This window comes from Agrobacterium sp. LY4, from assembly GCF_001526585.1.
GTDB classification, from domain to species: domain Bacteria; phylum Pseudomonadota; class Alphaproteobacteria; order Rhizobiales; family Rhizobiaceae; genus Agrobacterium; species Agrobacterium leguminum.
In genome coordinates, this window is the sequence record NZ_ASYA01000016.1 from 25089 (window position 1) to 50558 (window position 25470).

Below are 25470 nucleotides of genomic sequence, written 5' to 3' on the forward strand. Positions count from 1 at the left end.
CCGGCGCAGTCGGCGTCCGCTTTGTGAAAGCCGTCACAGATTTTGGAAATTGCGGCCCGCCTTTCCGGATGGAGGCGGAATGAGCTGCCTTGTCTCGTCCGGCAAACGGCAATGAAAGGAAATCCAAATGCTTACCATTGGTGCAAGACTGCCCGCATTCGACCTCCAGGCGGTTGTCTCCACTGATCCGGCCAATGCTTTTACACGCATCAGCGACACGAGCAGCGCCGGCAAGTGGAAGGTCATCTTCTTCTGGCCAAAGGACTTCACATTCGTCTGCCCTACCGAAATCGCGGCTTTCGGCAAGCTCAGCCCGGAATTCGCAGATCGCGACGCGGTCGTCTACGGTGTCTCGACCGACAGTGAATTCGTCCACCTCGCCTGGCGGCAGAACCACGCGGATCTCAAAGAATTGCCGATCCCCATGCTATCGGACATCAAGCGCGAGTTGAGTGCGGCTTTCGGCGTTCTGCATCCCGTGGAAGGCGTTGCGCTGCGCGCCACCTTCATCGTCGATCCTGAAGGCATCATTCGCTTCGTCACGGTCAACGATCTCGGCGTTGGGCGCAATCCGCAGGAAGTGCTCAGGGTGCTCGATGCGCTTCAAACCGACCAATTGTGCCCATGCAACTGGCAGAAGGGCGACGACGTCCTGAAGGCCGCATAAGTGAGGGTCGAGCATGAAACAGGTTTCAATCCCAGGCGGAACGCAGGCCTTTGCCGCATCGCGTTCGCGAGACTTCGTCGTCATCGATGGCGGCGACCGATATTGGAAGAGGCTGACCGAACGGGCCAATATGGCCTATTCGCAAGGGGAAATTTCGCTTGCGCGCGGCATTTACGGCGATGCGCTGGCGGAAGGGGAGCGGTTGTTTGCCGCCGCCCTCGAAAAGCCCTGCCACTATCCAGCGCCGGTCATCTACAACGTCTCGTGCCATAATCTTGCGGAACTGGAGAATGGTGAGGGCAATTACCTGGAGGCGGAGGGGCTTTACCGGAGAGCTTACGAGCGGCTTCTTGAGGCCGCCCGGTCGTCCTCCTCGCCGATGGCGATGCGGGTCGCCTGCGTGCAGCATCTCAAACAGGCTCTCGCAGCCTTTGCACATCATCTCCGGTCGGGGGGGCGTGACGACGGGGTGATCGACCGTGCGGTTCAGGAGGCATATGGCACGGCCTTTGCCGTCTTCCGTGCGGCCCGCCATGCGGAGCAGGCGGGCGACGATTGCCCGCATTGCCCGATCATTCCGTCATGACGATGAAAGCCCACTCTCAAACACATCAGGATAATGCAACGTGAATACGCTAGACGATACGATGAAATCCTTTCTCGCCAAACAGCTGCCGATCCAGTCGACGGTCAGCAAGGACGGCTTGCCGGATATCGGGCCGAAGCGCTCGCTCAGGGTCTATGACGACAGGACGCTGATCTACAATGAGAATACCGGCGGTCAAACGCTGCAGAACATCCGTGACGGCTCGAAGATCGCCGTCGCGGTCATAGACCGGGAAGCGCTCGACGGCTATCGCTTCGTCGGTCGGCCGGAGATTTTCACCGAAGGGGCTCCGTTTCAGAATGCCCTGGGTTTCGCCGGCAAGGCGGGAATGAAAGAGCCGAAATGCGCCGTGCTTATCCACCTGGAGGCGATTTATACGCTGCGGTCCGGCCCTGATGCGGGCAAGAAACTCTCAAATCCCGAATAGGCGGAAACCTCTGCCGATCATAACGGCCCGCATTTTTCGAATGTGGGCCGTTTAGAGGCCGGCAATGTTGCGGCCGATATGGCGCAGGATGCTTTTGAAGAGTTTTACTTCGGCCGGGTCGAGGCCTTCGATCGCGGTTTTTTCGAACATGGCGGCGATGGGCATGAGTTCATCGGCCAGTTCCTCGCCCTTCGGGGTGAGGGTGATGCGCACGATGCGCGCATTGTCGAGCGGCCGTTCGCGGCTGACGAGGTTACGCCGGACCATCAGCCCCACAAGCCGGGACAGCGTGGAAATCTCCACCGATACCATGTCCGAAAGCTCGGTCAGCGTCTTGCTCTCCTGCTGCCGCAGCGTCGCCAGCACGCGATACATCGGCAGGGTGATGTCATAGGAGGCCAGTCTTACGGAAAAGCGCTCGCCAAGCCGAACGCCCACCCAGTTGAGTAGGTAGGGTACCGAATCGGTGAATTGATAGGACACGAGCAAATCCCCGTTTGAGAACCATCTGCGCAGATGCTGATGTGCGCCTATCGGCTGTACCGGCACAATCCATCCGTTTCAATAGCTTCGCCCCATAAGACACGGGAATGCGGCGTTCTGCCTTTCACAAAAAATGACGAAAAACATTTGCGTTGACAAATATTGCAAATACAAATAAATAAAAATGCAGGATTTGGGAGGATCTCATGACATCAGCATTGTTTGGCCTGAGCAGCCTTGCGCCTGAAGGCGTCGGTCAGAATTTCCGTTCAACGATGCGTCGTTTCCCGGCGACTGTGACGGTTATCACGGCCTGTGCTTCCGGTGATCAGCGCGATCACGGCATGACGGTCACGGCCGTCACTTCAGTCTCGATGGAGCCGCCGTCCCTGCTGGTTTGCCTGAACAATCGCACCCTGCTGCATGAACTGCTGCTGTGCCGGCCCGATTTCATCGTCAATGTGCTGACGCAGGATCAGATTGCCCTGTCGGACGCCTTTAGCGGCAAGGTGTCGCCGGAAGAGCGTTTCCGCGACGGTCAATGGCAGCGCCACGACAATGGCGTTCTCTATCTGCCCACGGCCCATGCCGCCATCGCCTGCCGTCGGGTTGCGGCGATGCCTTACGGGACCCATACCGTCTTCATCGGGCAGGTTGTTTCGGCCGATGTCAGCGAGACGACACGGCCGCTGCTCTACGAAAACGCCCAATATTGCGCCGCAAGCCCCGCGAGCCTGCCCGCCTGATCATTGCCGCCCAGATAATCCCGGCGGGATAACCTCCGGCCAGCAACATCCGGCCAGTAACGTCCGGAAGGAGACAATCATGAACGATATGAGCCATGCGCCGCTGCCGGCGCAAACGAACCCGCGTGCCCGCCTCGCAAGCCGCGTTACCGGCATAGCCGATCTTTTCCGGGCGAGCGCCAGACAGACGGAGGAGGCCCGGCGCGTTCCGGCCAGCCACATCGAGGCGCTGCGCGGCATCGGTTATTTCGATATCGTCAAACCCCGCGCCTTCGGCGGCAAGGGCGGAGATTTCGCCGAGCTGGTCGAGGCCAATATCGAGCTTTCAGCCGCCTGTGCGTCGACCGGCTGGGTCGCCGGCCTGCTGTCGGCCCATCAATGGCTGCTGGCGATGTTTCCGGAAGAGGCGCAGGCCGATGTCTGGGGCGAAAACCCCGATGCACTGCTGTGCGGTTCCTATGCGCCGGTGAATATGGCGGAAACAGCCGATGGCGGTTATCGCCTGAGCGGCAAATGGGCTTTCGCCTCGGGCTGCGAAAACGCGCAATGGTCCCTCTGCGCCGCCATTCTGCCGCCGCAGGGAGAGGGAAAGCCGGTTCCGGCCTTCCTGCTCGTTCCCGCCGGGCAATATGCGATTGAAGACACCTGGCACGTGGTGGGCCTGGCCGGCACGGGGTCCAAGACGCTCGTTCTCGATGATGTCGTCGTTCCCAAACACCGGGTTCTGACCTTTCCGGACGCGACCAGCGGAAAGACGCCCGGCGGGCATTATTATGCGGAGGAAGGCCTGTTCAACATGCCGCTTCTGACCGGCATTCCCTCCTGTCTCGCGGCGGCAGGCGTCGGTGCGGCCAGGGGCGCGCTTGCCGCTTATGTCGATCACGTCGGCGGCCGGGTGACGCGCGGTGCCGTGGCGGGCGGCAATAATCGCATGGCCGAATTTCCGACTATCCAGTTGCGCGTCGCGGAAGCTGCCGCAAGCGTCGATGCGGCTTGCGAAATATTGCTGCGCGATGTTGCCCGCGCACAGGCGCTCTCGCAGGCAAGGATCGAAGGCCGGGCGGAATTTACGGTGGATGACCGTCTTCTCAGCCGTCGCGGCCAGTCCTTTGCGGTGTCTCTCGCCCTGCGCGCCGTGCAGGCGCTCAACGACTCCACCGGCGGCGTCGGGCTCGATCTTTCCAACCCGGTGCAACGGGCGTGGCGCGATGCGAATGCGGTCGGCCGCCATATCAGCATGAATTGGGACGCCGTGGGCACCATGATCGGCCAGAGCATGCTCGGGCTGGAACCCAAGGGTCAATATTGATCGCCTCTCAGGCGGCAAATCAAAGAGTGAATTCGGAGGAAACCACATGCAAGGCAAGGTCGCTCTCGAGGAGCATTTCGCAATCCCGGAAACGCTTCAGGATTCGGCCGGGTTCGTACCTGGCGATTACTGGAAGGAATTACAGCACCGCCTGCTCGACATTCAGGATACGCGCCTGAAGCTGATGGATGCGCATGGCATCGAAACCATGATCCTGTCGCTGAACGCGCCGGCGGTGCAGGCCATTCCCGACAGGAAGAAGGCGATCGAGATCGCGCGGCGGGCAAACGACGTCCTCGCCGAAGAATGCGCCAGGCGGCCGGATCGTTTCCTTGCCTTCGCAGCCCTGCCATTGCAGGACCCTGATGCGGCGACGCAGGAGCTTCAGCGCTGCGTCAACGATCTCGGTTTCGTCGGCGCGCTCGTCAATGGTTTCAGCCAGGAGGGCGATGGCCAGACGCCGCTTTATTACGACCTGCCGCAATATCGCCCATTCTGGGGCGAGATGGAAAAGCTCGACGTGCCCTTCTACCTGCATCCGCGCAACCCGCTGCCGCAGGATTCGCGCATCTATGACGGCCATCCCTGGCTGCTCGGCCCCACATGGGCTTTTGCGCAGGAAACGGCGGTGCACGCATTGCGTCTGATGGCGTCCGGCCTGTTCGACGAGCATCCGCGTCTCAACATCATCCTCGGCCATATGGGCGAGGGCCTGCCTTACATGATGTGGCGCATCGACCACCGCAATGCCTGGGTGAAGCTGCCGCCGCGTTATCCCGCCAAGCGCCGTTTCGTGGATTATTTCAATGAGAATTTCCACATCACCACCTCGGGCAATTTCCGCACCCAGACGCTGATCGACGCCATTCTGGAAATCGGCGCGGATCGCATCCTGTTTTCCACGGACTGGCCCTTTGAGAATATCGACCACGCCTCCGACTGGTTCAACGCGACGACCATCGCAGAGGCCGACCGGGTAAAGATCGGCCGCACCAATGCGCGCCGCCTGTTCAAGCTCGATGGGCGCTGAACCATGCGGCCTTTCGTCTATATGGCCGCTCCCGCCCGCATCGTCTTCGGCGCAGGCAGTTCGGCGGGCGTGGCGGAGGAAATCCGCCGCCTCGGCCTGTCGCGGGTGCTGGTGCTTTCCACGCCGCAGCAGAAGGGTGACGCGGAGGCGCTTGCGGCCCGGCTCGGCCGGCTTGCCGTGGGCGTATTCTGCGATGCGGCCATGCATACGCCGGTCGAGGTGACGAAAAACGCGGTCGAAGCCTATCGCACCGCCGGTGCGGATTGCGTTGTGGCGCTCGGCGGCGGCTCCACCACCGGTCTCGGCAAGGCCATTGCGCTGCGCACCGGTGCGGCGCAGATCGTCATCCCGACCACCTATGCCGGCTCCGAGGTGACGCCCATTCTCGGCCAGACGGAAAACGGGGTGAAGACCACCATGCGCGGGCCGGAAATCCTGCCGGAAGTGGTGATTTACGATGCGGAACTGACGCTTGGATTGCCGGTCGCGATCAGCATGACGAGCGGGCTGAACGCCATGGCGCATGCGGCGGAGGCGCTTTATGCACAGGACCGCAATCCCATCGCGAGCCTGATAGCGGTTGAGGGATTGCGGGCGATGATCGAGGCGCTTCCCGGCGTGAAAGCTGCGCCGCAGGATGTCAAAGCACGCGAGACCGCGCTTTATGGTGCGTGGCTGTGCGGCACGGTGCTTGGCGCCGTCGGCATGTCGCTGCATCACAAGCTTTGCCATACGTTGGGCGGCAGTCTCGATCTGCCGCACGCGGAAACCCATGCGGTGCTTCTGCCGCATACCATCGCCTATGTGGAACAGGCGGTGCCGGATCTGCTCGCGCCGCTCGCCGCTCTTGTCGGCGGCAGGGCAGGGGCGGGGCTCTACGATTTTGCCGCCCGGCTTGGCGCGCCATCGAGCCTTGTCGCTCTCGGGGTCCGGGCGGACGATCTCGACCGCATGGCGGAGCTTGCAACGGCCAATCCTTACTGGTGCCCGCGGCCAATCGAAAAAACTGCGATCCGCGACCTTTTGCAACGCGCCTTCGAAGGCGCGCGGCCGGAGTGATGGGAGGAGGAGACGATGGATATGAAGATGAGCAATGATGACGGCTATTTCGTCGAGGAACGCTCGGCTGAAACCGTGATCGCGCGGATGCGCGACTGTGACGATCCGCGTCTGAAGGAAATCATGGCGGTGGTGACGCGCAAGCTGCATGAGGCGGTGAAGGAAATCGAACCGACCGAGGAGGAGTGGATGAAGGCCATTCATTTTCTCACCGAGGTGGGCCAGATCTGCAATGAATGGCGGCAGGAATGGATCCTGTTTTCCGATATTCTCGGCGTCTCCATGCTGGTCGACGCCATCAACCATCGCAAGCCAAGCGGCGCGTCGGAATCGACCGTTCTCGGCCCCTTCCATGTCGCGGATGCGCCGGAAATGCCGATGGGTGCGAATATCTGCCTCGATGGCAAGGGTGAGGATATGGTGGTCACCGGCCGCATCCTCGACACCGAGGGAGCGCCGGTCGCCGGCGCGCGTATCGATGTCTGGCAGGCCAATGACGAAGGTTTTTATGACGTGCAGCAGAAGGGCATCCAGCCCGATTTCAACCTGCGTGGCGTCTTCATCACTGGCGAGGACGGGCGCTACTGGTTCCGGGCCGCCAAGCCGAAATATTATCCGATCCCGGATGACGGTCCGGTCGGGCAGTTGCTGCGCGCCATGGGGCGGCATCCTTACCGGCCGGCGCATTTGCACTATATCGTTTCGGCCGAAGGCTTCACCACGCTCGTCACCCATATCTTCGATCCCGACGATCCCTATATCCGTTCGGATGCGGTCTTCGGGGTGAAGGAAAGTCTGCTCGCCGATTTCCAGCGGGTGGAAGATGCGCAGAAGGCGCGGGACCTGGGTTTCATCGGCGACTGGTTCTGGTCGGTGAACCACGATTTCGTGCTCGCCCGATGAGAGGCGGGAGCGACCGAACCCGGCTTTACGTGCGTTTCGCCGAAAGCGATCCCGCTGCGGCCGTGCAACGGGCGGCGCAGATAGAGGCTCACAAGGCCCATCTGCGCAATGGCGAGGCGATGGCGGAAGGGTTCAAGATTCTTGTCTCCGGTCCGATGAGTGCGGTTGCCGACGGCCCATCCGCCGCTCTCATTATCGCGCAGGCGCGCTCGATCGAAGACGTCATCGCCTTCAGCGATGCCGATCCATTCGTCATTCACGGTGTTTATAACCGCATTCATATTTTGAGCTGGACGCCGACGCTGTCGACGATTTCCGGGCTGGGGCCCGGCTGAATTTCGTCGGCGCGATGCGCCTGGCATTTGTTAATATTTCATTTGCAATTTTTGCAAATGCAACATTTAATCGAAGGCGGGTGATGCTGGCGATATGTGCTTGACGGAGCAGGGCACATATCAGTGTGGAGCGCGCCGGGCACTCACGGAGGATATCGCAGGAACGGGAGACGCTTATCCATACCGGATGGCGCGTTCATGCGTGAAAGGGAGGAACATGTCCACGAATTATCTGAGCGCCGCGTCAGCGCGGACGAAGAACCCGGCCGGCGTTATTGCGACATGCGGCCTGATGATCATGTTTGACGGATACGATCTGGTCGTTTACGGCGCCGTCGCACCGGCACTTTTGAAAGAAAGCGCATGGGCGCTCAACCCGGCCATGGTCGGGCGCGCCGCCGCGCTGACGCTGGTGGGCATGCTGCTCGGCGCGCTATTTGCCGGCACCATGGCCGACCGCATCGGCCGCCGCAAGGTGGTTCTTCTCAGCCTCGCCGGCTTTTCGGCGATGATGATCGCATCGGCCATGACGCCGAATTTTCTCGCCTTCGAAATCACGCGCTTCTTCGCCGGTCTCGGGCTTGGCGCGCTGTTGCCGACGGTCACCGCGCTGGTGCTGGAATTTTCGCCGCCGCATCGCAGGGCGCAGGCCAATTCCCTGTCTTTCCTCGGTTATCTTATCGGCGGCATCATTTCCGGCATCATGGGCATCCTTCTTCTGGAGACCTATGGCTGGCGGCCCTTGATGCTGATCGGCGGCCTGCCGCTTATTCTTCTGCCGATCTTCATGCGGTTCCTGCCGGAATCGCCCGAATGGCTGGCAAGCAAGGGGCGGCAGGCGGAGGCTGACGGCATTTGCGACAGCTACGGTCTGCAACGCATCGTGCCGCATGCGAAAATTCAAAAGGGCGGCGTCGGCGCGCTGTTCTCGGAAGGCCGGCTGCTCTCGACGCTGAATGCCTGGGGTATCCACTTCTGCTCGCTGCTTCTCACCTTCGGCATGGTCAACTGGCTGCCCACCATCATGAACAAGATGGGTTATGACATCAGTTCGGCGCTCAGCTTTTCCGTCATGCTCAATGTCGGGGCTGCGATCGGCATCCTCATCGGCGGGCGGTTTGCGGATAAGGGCAACGTCAAGGTGGTCGTGGCGATCCTGTTTGCCATCGGCGCCGCCTCGATCTTCGCCCTGACGGTGAATAAGGGTCCGCTTCTTTATGCCTTCGTCGCCCTTGCGGGTGCGGGCACCATCGGCACCCAGATTCTCGCCAATGTTCTGGTGGGACGGCTCTACCCCGTTCATATTCGCGGCACGGGTCTCGGCTTCTCGCTGGCGGTCGGGCGGCTCGGCGGCATTGCCGGCCCGATGATCGGCGGCCTCGTGCTGCAGCGGGGTCTGGCGCCCGAGTGGAATTTCTACATTTTCGGTTCGGTCGCACTTGTGGGGCTGATGCTGACGGTATTGACCCTGCTTTACCGCACCTCCGGTGACGCGCGGGTTTGATGAATGAAATGGCCGGCCGCGGAGAACTGAAATCCGCGGCCAAAGCATTTCCGGCAAAACTGCCGAGCGGTTTTACGCCCGGAAAATGACTTTAACGCATCACGCCTTGCGGGATACCGGCGCGATTGTCGCCATCTGCTGCAACGTCCGTTCGTTGATGCGTTTGGCCCGCGCCAGCGCATCGTCGCGATCTTCCGGCAGTGTATAGGTCATATAGGACAGCGAGGTTTCGAGGTCGTTGTTGTTATGTCCGAGAATGGCGGCGAAGTAGCTGTTCTTGGTCACATGCGGCGGCGCGAAATTGTGAAAGGCCACCTCGGCATAGAGGTGCCGGAGGCCATAGGGCTTGGGAAGCTCTTCCTTCGGCCAGAGATCCTCGAACAGGTTAAAAACCGTGTCCCGGAGCAGCAGGCGGGTTTCCGACGAAAAATCGTCGATCGACATGCCATGCCACAATTTTCCCTGTCCGCTTTCGCGCAGGCGCCTATAGGCGGCCAGAATGGTTTCCGAGCGGGCAAGCACCGGGATTTCATATGTAATCCCGAATTTCGTTCCTTCGCCCTGTTTCGTCTTGGCCTGGCCGTTGAACAGGAGGCTCCATTTGGAGACGCCCTTGCCATAGGGGGCAGGTGAAAATTCCGCCTGGGTGAAGACCTCGTAGGGGCGGCGTCCCGTCATGCCGATCAGGCCGATGCCGATCATCAGGGGATCGGCGGACAGGAGCTTATCGGCGCAAATCTTGAGGACCTGCCGGTAATTCTCGAAGGTGATCAGCGCGCCGTGCTTTCTGGCGATCTTCTCCATCTTCACCCGGCGTGCATCGTCATACATCGCGGCATCGCCGGTGGCGATCTTCAGCATCGGGTGGTCGTCGCCGAAGGCCTCGCGGATGGCGTTTCGATATTTGGTGATGTAGGAGATGATCGTTGTCTGGGCTCTGCCCTTCATGGTGCTGATTTCAGCATTCCACAGGGTCTGCATCTCTTCTTTCGTTCCCATGCCGTTCATCGCCGAAATGAAATCCGCGATACGCAGCAGAACGGTCGGCTTGCGGCCGGCGGTATTGAACTCCGCCCGCTCGATTTTTTCGACGATGGAGGTCGCCACGCCGGTTTTCGTATAGTCGGCGCGCGCAATATAGGTGTTCAGCCGCTCGCGCAGCTTCTTCATGTTGCAGATGGCAAGCGGTGTGCTCTTGACGCCGAACTCGGCCTTCAGCGCATTGCGATATTTCATGATGTAGAGTTCGAGCGTCTTTTCGGTGCGGCCATTGTCGAAATGGTAGCGGACCTCGGCATCCCACAGATCGCGGATTTTTCTGTTGCGCAGCGTGTCATCGCTCTTCATCGCCTCTTTGACCTGGCCGACGAAATGATCGATGCGTTCCACGAGGACTGGTGTTTTCGTCTTTCGCTTTGAAGCGGGCATGCGGCGGCTCCCTGAACCCGTCCGGAAATATAAAATCCATGGTTGGCGATCAACAGCAGCACGGTTGCGGAAATGTGATGAACATCCACTGCAGGCCGGTTTCTTTTGAATAATAGTTTAAGCGATTCCGCAAGCACGGCCGCGACGCGAAGAAGCATCGGAGATGCATTCGCGGCTGAAGATCATCCTAGAGGCGGGATTTCGGCCGATGGGGATGCAGGCTATTTCGGCAGCCGGGTCTTCAGCGAGGTCACGATACGCTTGGCCAGTCCCTCATAGTCCTCGTCAAAATGGTGACCGCCCTCGATGCCGACCGCTTCCACGCCCTTGGCTTTCAGGCCGGGGCAGGGGTCCTCATCTTCTTCTTCCGTGCCATAGATGCATTGCACCAGCTTCGGATCGATCTTGGCGATGTCATCCACCGTCTTGCCGCCCTTGCCTTCACCGGCAACGCCAAGCCAGCCTTCGACGGAAATCTCGAAATCCACTTCGGTCGAAAGTCCCATCAGGGTCAGTTGCACGACATGCGACTTGTCGCGGTCCGGCAGCAGATTATAGGTGGCGGGAAGAATATCGGCACCGAAGGAATAGCCGATCAACACCACATTGCGGACTTTCCATTCCTTGCGATAGGTGTCGATGATGCGGCCGAGATCTGTGGCGACTTCCTGCGGTTTCTTTTCCTTCCAGAAATAGCGGAGCGAATCGACGCCGATGACGGGTATGCCTTCCTTCTGGAAGGCGCCGCCGACTTCCTCATCGAGATCGCGCCAGCCGCCGTCGCCGGAATAGATCACCGCCATGGTGTCCATCACCGGGCTGGTTTCCAGAACCTTGATCGGCAGGCCGAGCGGGCTGTCGGTGTCGCCTGCGGCGTCGATCTGGTCGGACAGGGTCTGGGTCAGAACCTCGTCCGCCTTGTCATCCACATCCGTCACGTCGATATCGGGATGCAGCTTGACGAGCGCGTTGACGTGGTCGCGGCCCTTCTGATCCGCGGCAGGCGTGAACAGCACGCTGACGGGAGCGGGCAGCGGGCCGTCGGTCAGGCCATAGACCGTTTCGCCATCCGCCTTGTCCTTGGTGGCGGGGGTGCAGAGGATTTTCTCGAGCGGCAGGCCGGCCTTGGGGTCGACGGCGATAGCTTCCCGGACGGTGGAAACGGGGCTCTGCGCAATCATCGCCAGCGCCAGCGTTCCGCCCTTGCCGATGCCGGTGAGGATGGGCTGGCGATAGCTGCTCGTGCCGGCGGTGCGCTGAATCTGCTGCGAGAGCGACTCGATATCCGAGATCATATAGATGCACTCGTCGTCATCGGCCTCGAGCGCCTTCAGATATTCCTTGAAGTCGATGCCGACCACGGCTGCGCCCTTTTCAACCAGCGCCTTGGCGCGGGTCTCATCGGCGGCCGTCCATCCGTCCGCATCGGAAATCAGGAAGACGCTGGCGAGGATATCGCCGTCCGGCACCATGATGTGCCCGGCGGGGATCATGCCGGTCTCGTAAGCGGGCTTGTCCTGCGCAAAAACGGCGCCAGAAGCAAACAAGGGGGAGACGAACAGGGCGGAGGCGGCAAGAACCGCTTTCAGCATGCTGGATTTTCTCATTTTCCGATCACTCCTCTGACGCCGCCGCTGATGAGAACCGTCGCATCCATCAGCGCCAGAGCGGCGTCTGCGCCGTTCTGCACGGCAAGGTAACGCGGTTCCCATTTCGGGTGGAACTTCGCCTTGAAGGCGCGAAGGCCCTTGAAGTTGTAGAACCGTTCGCCGTGTTCGAACAGCGTGCTGCCGATGCGGTCCCAGACGGGGGCGGCGTCGCGTTTCGACATGCCGGACATGGGGGCCATGCCGAGATTGAAGCTCTCATAACCCGCCTCGCGCAGATATTGCATGATGCTGACGAAGAGAAAATCCATCGAGCCGCGCGGCGCATCCGGCGAAAAACGCATGAGGTCGACGGTGGCTTCCTTTTTCGTGTCCGTCACCATCAGATTGGCGAAGGCGGTGATCTTTCCATCCTTGCGCAGCACGGCGACGGGTTGCGACAGAATGTAATCCGGCTCGAAAGCGCCAAGCGAGAAGCGTTTTTCCCGGGTGTTGTGGTGGGCGAGCCAGCCATCGGAGACCTGTTTCAGCTCATCCAGAATATCCGCCACCTGCGCTTGCTCTACCACCTCGAAGGTCAGTCCGTCGCGCGCGCCGCGGCTCAGCGACTGGCGAAGATTGGCGAGCTTGCCGCCCTTCAGTTCGAATGCGGTGAGATCGACCAATGCCAGTTCGCCGAGCTTGAAGGCGCGAAGGCCCGCATCGGCGCAATGGGAGAGGAGGAAAGGCGAAATCTGGTAGAAGGCGGCGCGCGCACCAGCGCCACGGGCGGCTTCCACGAATTGCCAGACCAGATCCGGAAAATCATCCTCATCGCCAACCGGATCGGCAAACGCGATCCATGAGCGGCCCTGAATCCCATACATGATGAAGGCGTTGCCGCTTTCGGAGAACATCACGTGCTTGTCGCCCATGCGCACCAGATTGGCGTCGGCCGCATCCTGTGTCATGACGATGCCGGTCGCACTCGTGACGTCGTCGGCCTTGATGGCGTCCGGCCTGAAGGCCACCGGCCGCATCAGGCTGAAGATGGCGATGGTGGAGGAGGCAAGTACGAGGCCGAGAAGGGCGCGCAATCCGCGCGGCGCTTCCTCGGAAAATTCGAACTGCCACCATAATGTCTGGCTGTAATCCGTATCGCGATAGACGAAGAGCAGGATTGTCGCCGCGCCGGCAATGATGACGGCCATGGCGGCGAGCCAGCTTGGGCCCAGCGCCTGCTTCACCAGCGAGGCATGGCGGTTGAAGCTGCGCATATTGACGGAAAGGGCCGCGATGAAGACGCCGAGAATGGCGGCTTCGAACACGGCAATGGCCTTGAGGAGCGAGAGGACCAGCGCCAGCGAGGCGGCGACCAGCGCAATCCACCAGGCGCCGTCAAGCCGCTGCCCGAGGCCGCGCGAGGCGACGACAAGCACGAGGCCGAGAATGCTTGTGAGAAAATGCGCCGCCTCGACGATGGGAAGCGGTACGAAATTGGAGAGGAAATCCAGATTGCTGTCCGGTGTCGGCGTCACACTCGAGAAGATCAGCATGGTGCCGAGGATCATCGCGAAGGTCGATAGCAGGGGCGGCGCGAGCCTGACGGCAAGCTGGCTGATATCGGAGACAACAGGCTTTGCCGCGAACTGCTTCATCTCCGAGACGAGCATGACCAGAATGGCCACCACCAGCGGCAGGACGTGATAGATCACGCGGTAGAGAACGAGGCTTCCGAGCAGCTGATCGACGCTGATGGCGTTGCCCAGCCCCGCAACCATGACGGTTTCGAAGACGCCAAGGCCGGCGGGCACATGGCTGAGGACGCCGAGGCCGACGGCGGTGGCGTAGATGGCGAAAAATGTCGGCCAGCCGAGATGTGTGTCGGGCAGCAGGACATAAAGCACCGAAGCGGAAGCGGCGATATCGAAGGCGGAGACGAGGAACTGGCGTGACGATGTCCGGCTGTCCGGGAGACGAAGCCGCCATGCGCCGAGCCGGATGGCGCGCCCGTTGCGCCCGACATAGGCCGCCACCACGAGAACCGCGATTATGGCAAGCGCTGCACCCCTGAGAATAGCGGCATCGACGCCGATGATGGCGGCGATGCGCGGTGCGACGATGAAGGTGGAGATGGCGCTGACCGAAAGCAGCCCAAGCCCGAAGGACAGCGTGACGAAGGCGATGACGCGGGCGATTTCGCCGGGTGACAAACCCAGCCGGGAATAGGCGCGAAAGCGGATGGCGCCGCCGCTCAAGGGGCCGAAACCGGCAGTATTACCAATGGCATAGGCCGCAAACGCAGTTGCCGCCATGGGCGGAAAGGGCAGCTTGCGGCCGATATATTCGATGGCATTGGCGTCGTAGAATATCAGCGCCAGAAAGCTGAGCGCGGTGAAGACGATGGCGAGCAGCACCGCCGAGGCCGAGGTCTGCGTCAGCGCATCGATGACGTCGTCATAACGGACTTCGGAGGTCAGGTGATAGATGGCGAAAGTCATCATCACGAAGACCAGCGTAATGGCGATCGCGGTCAGATAGGGGCGGTTTCTGGCAAAAAAGCTTTCAACCGCGGATTCCGTAACATCGGTTTGTGTAATTTCGCTCTTGTCTGCCATTTACTTTGCCCAGCGCCAGTTCCTGTTGGCGAACCACAGGATTGTGTCGCTAATTCGTTTCGGTTGAGGAAATGTGATTAGCAGAAAAGCATGAAGTGTCGATGTGAAGTTTATGTCCGATCATGCGTGAATTTCACCGGGTTTGGGGTGGAAAATGCAACTATGGAATGCATGATTGACGGGATTGTTCCGAATGACGCCAAATTGACCGTTGCAGTTGCTTGGTGGTGCCGTTTGATGCGACTACACGCTCCTTTCGATTGAAGGAGATGCCAATGAACACGCCCACAAGAATAGTCGTTTCGCTCGTCGTCGCCCTCGTGGCGGGCGGCGGATACATGGCGGTGGATAAGATGCGCGGTGCCGAATGGGTCGTTTCGCCGCAACAGATCGCGGAGGCCAAGGCAAAAGGGCAGATGGGTTATGAATCCCGTCCGGGCACCGTGACCGTATTGCCGATCCGCAGCGAGACGGCGGATGTGCTGCCGATGAAATGGGCGATGATCGGTGTCGTCGCCGGGCTTCTGGCCTTCCGGGCGACCGGCAAGAAAAAAGCGGCAAAGGCTTAAGGGCCTGCCGCTTACATCTCCGGCGCTTTGCGCCGGAGATAAATTGCAATATGCCTCACGCGCCCCAGGTTTTTTCCAGCACACGGATCCAGTTGCCGTGGCAGATTTTGGCAAGCGCCTCGTCGTCATAACCACCCTTGCGCAGGGCTTCGACCAGCAATTGCAGGTCGGCTGCGTCCTTCATGGCCGCGGGAATGGTGGTGCCGTCGAAATCCGAACCGAGCGCGACATGATCGATGCCGATGCGGTTGACGATATAGTCCACGTGGCGGACGAGTTCGTTGAGATCGGTATCCGGGTTCTTCACGCCGTCCTGACGCAGGAACAGAACGCCGAAATTGATGCCTGCAAGGCCGCCCGTGTCGCGGATGGCGTCCAGCTGGCGGTCAGTCAGGTTGCGGCTGTGGTTGCAGATCGCATGGGCGTTGGAATGCGAAGCCACCAGCGGCGCGTCGGAAATCCCGGCAATATCCCAGAAACCCTGCTCGTTCATGTGCGACAGGTCGACCATGATCTTCAGCTCGTTGCAGGTCTTTATCAGCCGCTTGCCGGCATTCGTGAGGCCGGGGCCGATATCCGGCGTCGAGGGGAAACGGAAGGGAACGCCGTAAGCGAAGATGTTCGGGCGGCTCCAGACCGGCCCGAGCGTGCGCAGACCCGCTTCGTAGAGAACGTGGAGAGCATCCAGATCGGCGCCGATCGCCTCCGCACCTTCGATATGGAAGACGGAAGCGAAAGCCCCTTTCGCCATGGCGTCGCGGATATCGGCGGCCGTGCGGCAGACCTTGAGCGCGCCTGCGGATTGTTTCTCTGCCCGGAACAAAAGGCCGGCCATGGCAAGCGTTGCCTTCAGCGCATCCGCCTCGGTCGGTGTCGGGTAGTCGCCGTTGGCGTCCTTGTCCATGCTGGGCGAAGGCACATAAGCGGCGCAGAGGCCACCGGCCAGCCCGCCTTTCTTGGCGCGCGGCAGGTCGATGTGGCCGACGGTATCCCCTTCGATGAGAAGCGTTTCGGGGGAAGCATTGCCCGATCGCCATAACCGCAGAAGCACGTCGTTGTGGCCGTCGAAGACGGATACGGTTTTTTGATCGGTCATGGTCATTCACCTTCGGAAATGGGATTGCGCGGACGCGCGTGCGGACGAGTTTTCAGAATTGGTAGAGGAAAGGTCAAGGCGGGAGCAAATGCAATCCGTGCATAGGCTCTGCCAAATTTGGAATTGGTCGGGCCTCGTTTGCTCGTGGTAATCGCGGGAAAACATAAAAAAAATGACTGGATTGGGGCAAACCCATACCGTTTTCCGAAAAATAAGGTCCGAAAGGGGATTTTCGATGATTTCAAGACGCAACCTTCTGATTGCCGGCGCTGCCGTTCCGTTCCTGTCCTATGCGCGCATTCCGGCCTTTGCCGCGACGCCGAAGGATATTCTGGTTGTCGCCCAGCAACTGGACAATATGACGAGCCTTGACCCGCATGAAGGTTTCGAAGCCGTCGGCGGTGAAATCATCTCCAACATGTATCAGAAGCTGGTGCGCGCCAACCGTGAGGATTCCACCAAGGTCGATCCCGTCATCGCCAAGTCCTGGGAAGCCGATGCGGACAGCAAGGTCTTCACCTTCACGATCGGTGACGAAGCGACCTTCTCCAGCGGTGCGAAAGTGACTGCGGAAGACGTTGCCTTCTCGCTGCAGCGCGCCATCAAGATGAACAAGAGCCCGGCCTTCATCATCAGCCAGTTCGGCTTCACGCCTGACAATGCCGAGACGACCATCGTTGCCACTGATGACAAGACGGTGAAGCTGACGACGGCAAAGCCGACCGCCATCTCCTTCCTGCTTTATTGCCTTTCGGCCAATATCGGCGCGATCGTCGAAAAGAAGGCGGTTCTCGCCAATGCATCGGGCGAAGACCTCGGCAATGGCTGGCTGCAGAAGAACAGCGCCGGCTCCGGCGACTTCGTGCTGCAGGCCTGGAAGCCGAGCGAAAGCGTAGCACTCACCGTCAATCCGAACGGTCCTTACAAGGGCAATATCAAGCGCATCATCCTGCGCCACGTCACCGATCCGTCTTCCCAGCTTCTGATGCTGCAGAAGGGCGATATCGACATTGCCCGCGACCTGACGTCGGAACAGCTGCGCACCGTCAAGGACGATGCGAATATCGAGCTGGAGCGCAAGTCCATTGCCTCGCTGGTGCTGATCTCGCTCAACCAGGGCAATGAGAACCTCGCCAAGCCGCAGGTCTGGCAGGCCATCAAGTGGGCGCTGGACTACAAGGGCATGCAGGAAAACATCGTGCCGCTGACGCACGAAATCCACCAGAGCTTCGAGCCGAAGGGCTTCCCCGGCGCCGTCAACGACATCCCGTACCAGCGCGACGTCGAAAAGGCGAAGGCTTTGATGGCGGAAGCCGGCCTTGCCGATGGTTTCGAGATTAGCATGGATCACTATTCCGCCCAGCCCTATCCGGATCTGGCGCAGGCCATTCAGGCAAATCTTGCCGATATCGGCATCAAGGTGCGTCTGCAGTCGGCGGAAAACCGTCAGGTTCTGACCAAGATGCGCGCCCGCGAACATCAGATGGCGCTTTCCGCATGGGGCACGGATTATTTCGATCCGCATTCCAACGCCGATGTCTTCAACATCAACAAGGACAATGGCGACGACGCCAAGTCGAAGCCCTTCCTGTGGCGTTCGCGCTTCAAGAACGACGACTTCGCCGCCAAGGCGGAAGCTGCCCGTGACGAGAAGGACCCGGCAAAGCGCGTGGAGCTTTATGAAGCTCTGCAGCGCGAGCACATGGAAAACAGCCCCTTCGTGTTCATGTTCCAGACCACGAAGACGGCCGCCTTCCGCAAGGGCGTTTCCGGCTTCGAGCTCGGCGTTCTCTCCGAGGGCAATTCCTACCACGATGCGAAGAAAGCGTGACATTGAACAAGCGCGTTAAAAGCATATCGTCGATACTGGGCAGCGTCATCCTGACGCTGTTCGGTTTGATGGTCATCACCTTCATGATCGGGCGCGTCATGCCCGTCGATCCCGTCATCGCGGCGGTCGGCGACAATGCGCCCGAAGACGTCATCGTGCGCGTGCGGGCCGAAATGGGTCTCGACCAGCCGCTGGTCGTGCAGTTCTTCCATTATGTCTCGCAGGTCCTGCATGGCGATTTCGGCAATTCGATCCTGACCCGCAATCCGGTCTGGATCGATATCAAGCGCGTTTTCCCCGCCACTTTTGAACTTGCCACGGCAGCACTTATCCTCGCAGCGCTTATCGGCATTCCGCTCGGTGTCTGGGCCGCCGTGAAGCAGGGCAAGCTGACCGATCAGGTCATCCGCGTCGTCTGCCTTGCCGGTCACTCCGTGCCGGTCTTCATGCTGGCGCTGATTTCGCTGCTCGTCTTTTACGCCACGCTTGGCGTCGCACCGGGGCCGGGCCGGCAGGACATCATCTATGACGGCATGATCACGCAGGTCACTGGCCTGATGACGGTCGACACGCTGCTTGCCGGCGACTGGGACGCCTTTTACGACGCCATCGCCCATATGGTGCAGCCGGTCTGCATTCTTGCCTATTTCAGCATGGCCTATATCACCCGCATGACGCGCGCCTTCATGATCGACGCGTTGAAGGGCGAATATGTCATCACCGCCCGTGCCAAGGGGCTTTCGGCAATGACCGTGATCTGGGGCCATGCCTTCCCGACGGTCGCCGTGCAGCTCATCACGGTTCTCGCGCTCACCTATGCCGGCCTTCTCGAAGGTGCGGTGGTGACGGAAACCGTGTTCAGCTGGCCGGGCCTTGGCCAATATCTCACCGTCTCGCTCATGAACGCGGACATGAACCCCGTCGTCGGAGCAACCCTGTTGATCGGCTTCATCTATGTCGCCCTCAACCTGCTCGCAGACGTGCTTTACAGAGTTATGGATCCTCGCGTTCGATGATGTTAGCTAATTTCAGAAACTGGGCGCTGGACGAGACGCCGCATTCGCGAACACAGGCTGCCTGGGGCAACCGGTATCGCATCTGGCTCAATCTCAAGTCCAATCCGCTGGCGGTGATCGGGCTTACGATCATCGTTCTCTTCATTACGCTGTCGCTGCTGGCGCCGCTGCTCGCCCCTTACGATCCGGCGATGCAGAACCTCGGCAACCGTCTGGCGTTTCCGAGCGCCGAACACTGGTTCGGCACGGATGAGCTCGGTCGCGATATTCTCTCGCGCATTCTCTATGGCGGCCGCGTTACGCTCGGCATGGTCATTGCCGTTGTCGTTCTCGTCGCACCCATCGGGCTCGCCATCGGCTGCATCGCCGGTTATTTCGGCGGTATCGTCGATACGGTGCTGATGCGGGTGACGGATGTGTTTCTGGCTTTCCCCCGCCTCATCCTCGCGCTGGCCTTTGTTGCGGCACTGAAGCCCGGCGTTGAAAGCGCCATTCTCGCCATCGCGCTCACCGCATGGCCGCCCTATGCGCGTCTGGCCCGCGCCGAAACCATGACGGTGCGCGGCAGTGATTTCGTTGCGGCCTACCGGCTGACCGGCGCTTCCGCCTGGCGCATCATCGCCCGGCATATCGCACCGCTCTGCGTGCCGAGCCTTATCGTGCGCATCACGCTCGACATGAGCTCGATCATCATCACCGCCGCAAGCCTTGGCTTCCTCGGCATGGGTGCGCAGCCGCCTTCGCCGGAATGGGGTGCGATGATCGCCACCGCCAAGCGCTTCATCTTCGAACAATGGTGGGTCGCCACCATTCCCGGCATTGCCATCTTCCTCGTTTCGCTCGCCTTTAACTTCCTTGGCGATGGCCTGCGCGACGTTCTCGACCCGAAGGGACATTGAGCCATGCTGGTCGAAATCGAAAATCTGAAGATCGCATTCCAGACCCGCACCAGCCGTTTCGAGGCGGTGCGTGGTGTTTCCATGAAGCTTGGAACCGAAAAGCTCGGCATCGTCGGTGAATCCGGTTCGGGCAAGAGCCTCACGGCGCGCGCGCTGATGAAGCTTCTGCCTTCCAATGCGGATATCCGCGCCGACAAGCTCTCCTTCGACGGTATCGATGTGCTGTCCGCCAGCGAAAGGCAGATGCGCCAGATCCGTGGCAAGCGGGCGGGTTTCATCCTGCAGGACCCGAAGTATTCGCTGAACCCGGTCAAGACCATGGGTGCGCAGATCGCGGAAGCCTGGCGCGCCCACAAGGGTGGCAGCAAGCGTGCGGCCATGGAAGCGGCAATCGCCCTGCTCGATCAGGTGAAGATCCGCAATCCGCGCCAGGTTGCCTCATCCTATGCGCATGAGGTTTCCGGCGGCATGGGCCAGCGCGTCATGATCGCCATGATGCTCGCGCCCGATCCTGAACTGCTGATTGCCGACGAACCGACCAGCGCGCTCGACGCCACGGTGCAGGCGGAAATCCTGCGGCTGATCGAGGAGCTGGTATCGGAACGCGGCATGGGCCTCATCCTCATCAGCCATGATCTGCCGCTCGTCTCGCATTTCTGTGACCGCGTCGCCGTGATGTATTCGGGCCGGGTGATGGAGGAACTGAAGGCTTCCGAGCTTTTGAAGGCCCAGCATCCTTACACGCAGGGACTTTTAAACTGCATTCCCTCGCTGACGCATCCGCGCGAGCGTCTTCCCGTTCTCAACCGTGATGCAGCGTGGTCCAGCCAATGATCGACGTCGATAATCTCCGTATCAAGTTCGGCGACCGCGAAGTCGTGAAAGGCGTGTCCTTTTCGGTTGAGAAGGGCGGCAGCTTCGGCATCGTCGGCGAAAGCGGTTCGGGCAAGTCCACCATCCTGCGCGCCATGGCCGGCCTCAACGAAAGCTGGGAAGGCCGCATTGCCTTTGCCGGCAAGGATGCACCGCTGCGTCGCACGCCGGAATTCTTCCGGCAGGTGCAGATGGTGTTTCAGGATCCCTATGGCTCGCTGCATCCGCGCCAGACCATCGACCGCATTCTCAGCGAATTGCCGCTGGTGCACGGCATGGACAATATCGAAAAGCGCATCCAACAGGCTTTGTCCGACGTGGCGCTGCCGCAGGCCGTGCGCTTCCGTTTTCCGCACCAGCTTTCTGGCGGCCAGCGCCAGCGCGTGGCGATTGCCCGCGCGCTGATCGCGGACCCGCAGGTGCTGCTGCTGGATGAGCCGACTTCGGCGCTCGACGTGTCGGTGCAGGCGGAAATCCTGAACCTGTTGCAGGACCTGCGTGCGGCACGCAACCTCACCTATATTCTCGTCAGCCACAATCTGGCTGTTATCGCGCATCTGTGCCCGCAGGTTGGCGTGATGCTGAACGGGGAAATGGTGGAGCAGCTGAGTGCGGGTGATCTGCGTGAGGGACGGACCAAACACCCGCATACGGAAGAGCTGCGTAGCCTGAGTATCCGGCTGGAAGAGCCGGCCTGACGGCCGGTTACCTAGCCTACGTTACACATGGATCGAGCGGGTGCCGCCCGCTTCTTCTCCCCGAGGGGGAGAAGTCCGCGGCAGCGGGATGAGGGGGCCAGCTCTCCGTAAATTTCTACCGTCGCCCCCTCATCCGACCCTTCGGGCCACCTTCTCCCCCTCGGGGAGAAGAAACAAGCGGCGATGCCGGTGACAAAACCGTTGTCTTCGCGCGTTGCAATAGAGACACGAGACCGAACCATGCCACAGCAATTCGACTGGAACGCCGCTTCAACCCTTTCAGAGAGCTTCGTCTCGCAATGGGGGGGCAATGAGCCGGGTGGAGCGGCAATCGGTTTCGATCTCAACGGTATCCGTTTCGCCCATGCGGGCGGTGTCGAGAGCCTTTCGACATTCGCACCTTTCACGCCGCAGAGCGTGGTGCGTTATGCCTCCGTCACCAAACATGCCTTCTGCACCATGGTACTTGCCCATTCCGATCTGATCGGGTTGGACGACCCGCTCGGCAAGCATCTGCCGGAGCTGCAATCACCGCTGCGCGAGGTGACGGTGGGGCAGGCGCTGGATATGAGCGGCGGCCTGCCGGATACACGGGAATGCCTCTCGCTGCTTGGCCTTTCCGTTTACACCGAGACGAAGGCCGGCCCGCTTCTCGATTATCTGTCGCAGCTCACCCGGCTGAATTTCCCTGCCGGCAGCGAGGTGTCCTATTCCAATACCGGTTATCGTCTGGTGGAAGCGGCACTCGAGCGCCGGGGTTTCCGTTTCGATGATTTCGTGCAGCAGCAGATTGCCGGGCCGTTCGGCGTGTTCCTCAAGGCGCCGGATGTCTGGAACGATCCTGTCGACGGGCTGGTGCCGGGTTACTGGAAGGCTGAAGACAACTGGCAGCTTTCGGCGGCCGGCCTGCATATTTCCGCTTCCGGCAGCCTTGCGGGGAGTGCCGAAGCACTTACCCGTTGGTTGCAGGGTCTGATGCGCGGCGAGGGCAGCTTCGCGGTTGTTCTTGACGCGCTTTCGGCCGAGCGGCCGCTCGCGGATGGGCGGATGAGCGAATATGGCCTCGGCCTGCGCTGGTCGCATCTCGGTGACAGGCACTTCGTCGGCCATGGCGGTTCGCATCCGGGCTACAAGACCTATTTCCTGCTCGATCCGGAAAGCGGCACGGGTTTTGTCGTGGTGTCGAACCGTGAGGATACCAATGGCTTCAAGATCGCGCTTGAAAGCATGGCGGCCCTCACCGGCCTGCCTTTGCCCAAGCCGGCCGCCAGCCTGCCGGAAGGCCTTTACGTGACCGAAAGCGGGCCGTGGTGGCTGGAAATCAAGGGCAGCACATCCACCTTTATCGATGGTGACGACACGCTTTATGAAGATGTCGATGGCTGGGTCTCTTCCCGCTCCGCATCTTCTCCGATGCGTCTCAGGTTAGACGGTGATGCCATTGTCGGTGAGGCCGGTCACGCCGCCCGCCGTTTCCTGCCGGTCGGCCAGCATGCCGTGCCGGATGATCTTTCGGGCTCGTGGCGCTCCGATGAGGGAGCGGAATTTTCGATCAGCGGTTCGTCATTGACGATGGGCATCGGCCCGACGCGTCGCAGCATGCCTCTGAAGGCGCTCGGCAATGGTCGTTTCCTCTTCACGCTGATTGACGGGCCATGGACGAAGCGCGTCTGCCTCAATCGTCTGGGCGATGACCGGATCGAGTTGGTTTCCAGCCGGGCGCGGATGATCGAATATTCCAGAAGCCGCTAACGGTCTGAAACCGATTCCGTTGCGCCCGACAAATTCGACGTCATCCTCGGGCCTGTCCCGAGGATCTGCAAACGTTTGATTTTGTTGACGTGCTTAGATCCTTGGGACAAGCCCAAGGATGACGAGAGCGAGGCTCGGGCTATTTCCTCAACAGTCCGAAGTTTCTAGTGGGTTTCAATCAGGTTCCATTGCTCCTAATAAATATCCATGTTCCCGGCAGGCCGGGACAACATCTTTGTGGGAGAACAGGCCCTTGGAAGTCAAATGGCTCGAGGATTTCCTGGCGCTGGCCGGAACGCTCAATTTCTCGAAGGCGGCGGATGAGCGGCATGTGACGCAATCCGCCTTCAGCCGGCGTATCAAGCAGCTGGAAGCCTGGGTGGGTGCGACGCTGGTTGACCGCGCCTCCTATCCTTCCCGGCTGACCGAAGCGGGTGTGAAATTCGTGCCGGTGGCGCAGGAGACCCTGAAACAGCTTTACCATGCCCGGCGCACACTTCTTCAGGAAGAGGGGGCCGATGCCAGAACGGTGCGGCTGACGGCTCTGCACACCCTGTCCTTCACCTTCTTTCCCGACTGGCTGAAACGGGTGAACGAGACGGCCGGACCGCTGTTTTCTGTGCTGAGGCCCGATTCCGGCAGCATGGAGGAAAACCTCAATTCGCTGGTGGACGGGCAGAGCGATTTTCTGCTGACCTATGCCCATCCCGAAGTGCCGATGCTGCTCGATGCGCAGACCTTCGAGTTTCGGGTGCTTGGTGCGGAAAATATCATTCCCGTTTCCGCGCCGGCAAAAGATGGTTCACCGCTGCATGAACTCGTGGAAAATGCACGGAAACCATTCGCCTATCTCGATTATGAAAAGGCTTCTTTCTTCGGGCCGTTGCTGCGCGATCTCCTGAGCGCGCGCCTGCCGCAATTCGAGCGGGTGCATGAGGGCAGCATGTCGGTGGGGCTGAAAGCCATGGCGATGGCCGGCTGGGGTGTCGCCTGGGTGCCGGAAAGCCTGATGCGGCAGGAGCTGGACAGCGGCGCGCTGGTGCGTGCCGCCGATGACAGTTTCGATATTGCCGTCGATATCCGGCTTTATCGTTCCAAGGAAAACCGCCGGCCCGTTGTCGAGCGTATATGGGCGGTTCTCGAAGGCTGATGCTTGCTTAAATCGCGGTGCGGCGGGCGTTTTCGAGGTAGAGCGCGCGCAAGCGGCTCACCATCGGGCCGGGCTTGCCATTGCCAACCGGCTTGCCGTCGATCTTCGTCACCGAGACAACGAAGTTGGAGGCGCTCGTCAGGCAGGCTTCATCGGCATTCAGCGCCTCTTCCAGCGTGAAGGGCCGCTCTTCCAGCGTGAAACCGGCTTCCCTGGCCAGTTGCAGGGCGGCGAGGCGGGTGCAGCCGGGCAGGGTCTTGTTGCTGTTGCCGCGGGTGATGATCTTCTTGTCGCCGGTAATGATATAGGCGGTGGAGGAGGCGCCTTCGGTCACGAAACCATCCTCGATCATCCAGGCTTCGTCACAGCCCTCGGCCTTGGCGATGCGCTTTGCCATGACCTGCGGCAGCAGGCAGACGGTCTTGATGTCGCGGCGTTCCCAGCGCTGGTCGGGAACCGATTTGACGGCGATGCCGGCTTCCTCGACGGGGGTGCCGATCAGCTTCTTGGCCTGGGTGAACATGACCAGCGTTGGCTTCAGATCGGCGGAGAACAGGAAGTTGCGGTCTTCGGCGCCACGCGTCAGCTGCAGGTAGATCATGCCTTCGACGAGGTTGTTGTCGGCGATCAGGCGGCGCTCGGCCTCGACGATCTCTTTCGTGGTGACCGGCAGCGGCACGTCGATTTCGCGGGCGCTGCGCTTCAGCCGGGCCATATGCAGGTCGCTGTCGATCAGCTTGCCTTCCAGAACGGAGGTGACTTCATAAATGCCGTCGCCGAACAGGAAACCGCGGTCGAAGATGGAAAGGCGGGCGTCCGCTTCGGGCAGGAATTCGCCGTTGACGTAAACGATGCGACCGGATGGGCTAGTCATGAAAACTCCG

24 protein-coding genes are annotated in these 25470 nt (G+C 60.6%); 18 read left to right on the forward strand and 6 right to left on the reverse strand.

From position 1 onward, the window contains the following. The first annotated feature begins 127 nt into the window (after nucleotides 1–127). Genes L904_RS15500 through L904_RS15510 form a run of 3 tightly spaced genes read left to right on the forward strand, consistent with a single transcriptional unit; the run spans nucleotide 128 to nucleotide 1701 of the window. A complete protein-coding gene (locus tag L904_RS15500; RefSeq protein ID WP_020810137.1) occupies nucleotides 128–667 on the forward strand; it encodes a peroxiredoxin in 540 nt (179 codons plus the stop codon). A 13-nt stretch (nucleotides 668–680) separates the two neighbouring features. Then, the gene (locus L904_RS15505; protein WP_020810138.1) at nucleotides 681–1253 is read left to right on the forward strand and encodes a hypothetical protein; all 573 of its coding nucleotides are present in this window, start codon (nucleotides 681–683) and stop codon (nucleotides 1251–1253) included. 40 nt (nucleotides 1254–1293) lie between these two features. After that, entirely contained in the window at nucleotides 1294–1701 is a 408-nt protein-coding gene (locus L904_RS15510) for a pyridoxamine 5'-phosphate oxidase family protein (protein WP_031233851.1), read from the forward strand. Nucleotides 1702–1752: 51 nt separating this feature from the next. Here L904_RS15510 and L904_RS15515 read toward each other — a convergent pair whose 3' ends face one another. Beyond that, nucleotides 1753–2184 carry a MarR family winged helix-turn-helix transcriptional regulator gene (locus L904_RS15515; RefSeq protein WP_004433168.1) on the reverse strand — a complete coding sequence of 144 codons (432 nt, stop codon included), beginning with the start codon at nucleotides 2182–2184 and terminating at the stop codon, nucleotides 1753–1755. A 206-nt stretch (nucleotides 2185–2390) separates the two neighbouring features. Here L904_RS15515 and graD point away from each other — a divergent pair, with 206 nt between their 5' ends. The 7 genes from graD (at nucleotide 2391) to L904_RS15550 (ending at nucleotide 9070) form a co-directional block, all read left to right on the forward strand. Next, on the forward strand, nucleotides 2391–2930 hold the full coding sequence (gene graD, locus L904_RS15520) for an FADH(2)-dependent resorcinol hydroxylase reductase component (RefSeq protein WP_020810141.1): 540 nt from the start codon (nucleotides 2391–2393) through the stop codon (nucleotides 2928–2930). Between the two features lie 79 nt (nucleotides 2931–3009). Further along, nucleotides 3010–4239 carry an FADH(2)-dependent resorcinol hydroxylase oxygenase component gene (gene graA / locus L904_RS15525; protein WP_020810142.1) on the forward strand — a complete coding sequence of 410 codons (1230 nt, stop codon included), beginning with the start codon at nucleotides 3010–3012 and terminating at the stop codon, nucleotides 4237–4239. A gap of 46 nt (nucleotides 4240–4285) precedes the next feature. Then, the gene (gene tsdA, locus L904_RS15530; protein WP_020810143.1) at nucleotides 4286–5269 is read left to right on the forward strand and encodes a gamma-resorcylate decarboxylase; all 984 of its coding nucleotides are present in this window, start codon (nucleotides 4286–4288) and stop codon (nucleotides 5267–5269) included. 3 nt (nucleotides 5270–5272) lie between these two features. After that, the gene (graC, locus tag L904_RS15535; RefSeq protein WP_020810144.1) at nucleotides 5273–6328 is read left to right on the forward strand and encodes a maleylacetate reductase; all 1056 of its coding nucleotides are present in this window, start codon (nucleotides 5273–5275) and stop codon (nucleotides 6326–6328) included. A 15-nt stretch (nucleotides 6329–6343) separates the two neighbouring features. Then, a complete protein-coding gene (graB, locus tag L904_RS15540) occupies nucleotides 6344–7231 on the forward strand; it encodes a hydroxyquinol 1,2-dioxygenase (protein ID WP_020810145.1) in 888 nt (295 codons plus the stop codon). After that, nucleotides 7228–7566: a YciI family protein gene (locus L904_RS15545; protein WP_020011713.1), complete on the forward strand. Its 339-nt coding sequence runs from the start codon at nucleotides 7228–7230 to the stop codon at nucleotides 7564–7566. The genes graB and L904_RS15545 overlap by 4 nt, the downstream gene beginning before the upstream one ends. 217 nt (nucleotides 7567–7783) lie before the next feature. Continuing rightward, on the forward strand, nucleotides 7784–9070 hold the full coding sequence (locus L904_RS15550; protein ID WP_020810146.1) for an aromatic acid/H+ symport family MFS transporter: 1287 nt from the start codon (nucleotides 7784–7786) through the stop codon (nucleotides 9068–9070). A gap of 99 nt (nucleotides 9071–9169) precedes the next feature. On the opposite strand, the gene L904_RS15555 is transcribed toward L904_RS15550, so the two are convergent. From L904_RS15555 to mprF, 3 genes are all read right to left on the reverse strand, one after another. Next, nucleotides 9170–10498: a telomere resolvase gene (locus L904_RS15555; protein ID WP_020810148.1), complete on the reverse strand. Its 1329-nt coding sequence runs from the start codon at nucleotides 10496–10498 to the stop codon at nucleotides 9170–9172. Nucleotides 10499–10719: 221 nt separating this feature from the next. Then, nucleotides 10720–12105 (reverse strand): virulence factor, encoded by a 1386-nt coding sequence (locus tag L904_RS15560; protein ID WP_020810149.1) that lies wholly within the window; start codon nucleotides 12103–12105, stop codon nucleotides 10720–10722. Continuing rightward, a complete protein-coding gene (gene mprF / locus L904_RS15565) occupies nucleotides 12102–14702 on the reverse strand; it encodes a bifunctional lysylphosphatidylglycerol flippase/synthetase MprF (protein WP_020810150.1) in 2601 nt (866 codons plus the stop codon). The genes L904_RS15560 and mprF overlap by 4 nt, the downstream gene beginning before the upstream one ends. A 275-nt stretch (nucleotides 14703–14977) precedes the next feature. Between mprF and L904_RS15570 the strand changes: the two genes are divergently transcribed. Further along, the gene (locus L904_RS15570) at nucleotides 14978–15271 is read left to right on the forward strand and encodes a hypothetical protein (protein WP_020810151.1); all 294 of its coding nucleotides are present in this window, start codon (nucleotides 14978–14980) and stop codon (nucleotides 15269–15271) included. A gap of 55 nt (nucleotides 15272–15326) precedes the next feature. Here L904_RS15570 and L904_RS15575 read toward each other — a convergent pair whose 3' ends face one another. Beyond that, complete coding sequence (locus tag L904_RS15575; protein ID WP_031233852.1) at nucleotides 15327–16367, reverse strand: dipeptidase; 1041 nt, start codon at nucleotides 16365–16367, stop codon at nucleotides 15327–15329. A 235-nt stretch (nucleotides 16368–16602) separates the two neighbouring features. Here L904_RS15575 and L904_RS15580 point away from each other — a divergent pair, with 235 nt between their 5' ends. The 7 genes from L904_RS15580 to L904_RS15610 all read left to right on the forward strand — a co-directional run bounded on the left by L904_RS15580 (nucleotide 16603) and on the right by L904_RS15610 (nucleotide 24586). Next, entirely contained in the window at nucleotides 16603–18198 is a 1596-nt protein-coding gene (locus tag L904_RS15580; RefSeq protein WP_020810153.1) for an ABC transporter substrate-binding protein, read from the forward strand. A gap of 2 nt (nucleotides 18199–18200) precedes the next feature. Next, nucleotides 18201–19214, forward strand: a complete 1014-nt coding sequence (locus L904_RS15585) for an ABC transporter permease (protein ID WP_004433194.1) — start codon at nucleotides 18201–18203, stop codon at nucleotides 19212–19214. Beyond that, complete coding sequence (gene nikC / locus L904_RS15590) at nucleotides 19211–20113, forward strand: nickel transporter permease (RefSeq protein ID WP_020810155.1); 903 nt, start codon at nucleotides 19211–19213, stop codon at nucleotides 20111–20113. Before L904_RS15585 ends, nikC begins: the two co-directional genes overlap by 4 nt. A 3-nt stretch (nucleotides 20114–20116) precedes the next feature. Continuing rightward, a complete protein-coding gene (locus tag L904_RS15595; protein WP_035264314.1) occupies nucleotides 20117–20947 on the forward strand; it encodes an ABC transporter ATP-binding protein in 831 nt (276 codons plus the stop codon). Continuing rightward, nucleotides 20944–21684: an ABC transporter ATP-binding protein gene (locus tag L904_RS15600; RefSeq protein WP_004443516.1), complete on the forward strand. Its 741-nt coding sequence runs from the start codon at nucleotides 20944–20946 to the stop codon at nucleotides 21682–21684. The genes L904_RS15595 and L904_RS15600 overlap by 4 nt, the downstream gene beginning before the upstream one ends. A gap of 240 nt (nucleotides 21685–21924) precedes the next feature. Then, a complete protein-coding gene (locus L904_RS15605; RefSeq protein ID WP_031233853.1) occupies nucleotides 21925–23436 on the forward strand; it encodes a serine hydrolase in 1512 nt (503 codons plus the stop codon). A 253-nt stretch (nucleotides 23437–23689) separates the two neighbouring features. Further along, a complete protein-coding gene (locus tag L904_RS15610) occupies nucleotides 23690–24586 on the forward strand; it encodes a LysR substrate-binding domain-containing protein (RefSeq protein WP_020810157.1) in 897 nt (298 codons plus the stop codon). Nucleotides 24587–24593: 7 nt separating this feature from the next. Here the strand turns inward: L904_RS15610 and L904_RS15615 are convergent, their stop codons facing one another. Then, nucleotides 24594–25460, reverse strand: coding sequence for a D-amino-acid transaminase (locus L904_RS15615; RefSeq protein ID WP_020810158.1), 867 nt, complete (start codon nucleotides 25458–25460; stop codon nucleotides 24594–24596). Nucleotides 25461–25470 lie beyond the last annotated feature (10 nt).

Coding starts and splice junctions, on each gene's coding strand:
- L904_RS15545 (WP_020011713.1), top strand. CDS start 7,228: ATGAGAGGCGGGAGCGACCGAACCCGGCTTTACGTGCGTTTCGCCGAA.
- graC (WP_020810144.1), top strand. CDS start 5,273: ATGCGGCCTTTCGTCTATATGGCCGCTCCCGCCCGCATCGTCTTCGGC.
- graB (WP_020810145.1), top strand. CDS start 6,344: ATGGATATGAAGATGAGCAATGATGACGGCTATTTCGTCGAGGAACGC.
- L904_RS15550 (WP_020810146.1), top strand. CDS start 7,784: ATGTCCACGAATTATCTGAGCGCCGCGTCAGCGCGGACGAAGAACCCG.
- L904_RS15615 (WP_020810158.1), bottom strand. CDS start 25,460: ATGACTAGCCCATCCGGTCGCATCGTTTACGTCAACGGCGAATTCCTG.
- L904_RS15595 (WP_035264314.1), top strand. CDS start 20,117: ATGCTGGTCGAAATCGAAAATCTGAAGATCGCATTCCAGACCCGCACC.
- L904_RS15560 (WP_020810149.1), bottom strand. CDS start 12,105: ATGAGAAAATCCAGCATGCTGAAAGCGGTTCTTGCCGCCTCCGCCCTG.
- L904_RS15570 (WP_020810151.1), top strand. CDS start 14,978: ATGAACACGCCCACAAGAATAGTCGTTTCGCTCGTCGTCGCCCTCGTG.
- tsdA (WP_020810143.1), top strand. CDS start 4,286: ATGCAAGGCAAGGTCGCTCTCGAGGAGCATTTCGCAATCCCGGAAACG.
- L904_RS15580 (WP_020810153.1), top strand. CDS start 16,603: ATGATTTCAAGACGCAACCTTCTGATTGCCGGCGCTGCCGTTCCGTTC.
- graA (WP_020810142.1), top strand. CDS start 3,010: ATGAACGATATGAGCCATGCGCCGCTGCCGGCGCAAACGAACCCGCGT.
- L904_RS15500 (WP_020810137.1), top strand. CDS start 128: ATGCTTACCATTGGTGCAAGACTGCCCGCATTCGACCTCCAGGCGGTT.
- graD (WP_020810141.1), top strand. CDS start 2,391: ATGACATCAGCATTGTTTGGCCTGAGCAGCCTTGCGCCTGAAGGCGTC.
- L904_RS15600 (WP_004443516.1), top strand. CDS start 20,944: ATGATCGACGTCGATAATCTCCGTATCAAGTTCGGCGACCGCGAAGTC.
- L904_RS15505 (WP_020810138.1), top strand. CDS start 681: ATGAAACAGGTTTCAATCCCAGGCGGAACGCAGGCCTTTGCCGCATCG.
- L904_RS15605 (WP_031233853.1), top strand. CDS start 21,925: ATGCCACAGCAATTCGACTGGAACGCCGCTTCAACCCTTTCAGAGAGC.
- L904_RS15575 (WP_031233852.1), bottom strand. CDS start 16,367: ATGACCGATCAAAAAACCGTATCCGTCTTCGACGGCCACAACGACGTG.
- mprF (WP_020810150.1), bottom strand. CDS start 14,702: ATGGCAGACAAGAGCGAAATTACACAAACCGATGTTACGGAATCCGCG.
- L904_RS15555 (WP_020810148.1), bottom strand. CDS start 10,498: ATGCCCGCTTCAAAGCGAAAGACGAAAACACCAGTCCTCGTGGAACGC.
- nikC (WP_020810155.1), top strand. CDS start 19,211: ATGATGTTAGCTAATTTCAGAAACTGGGCGCTGGACGAGACGCCGCAT.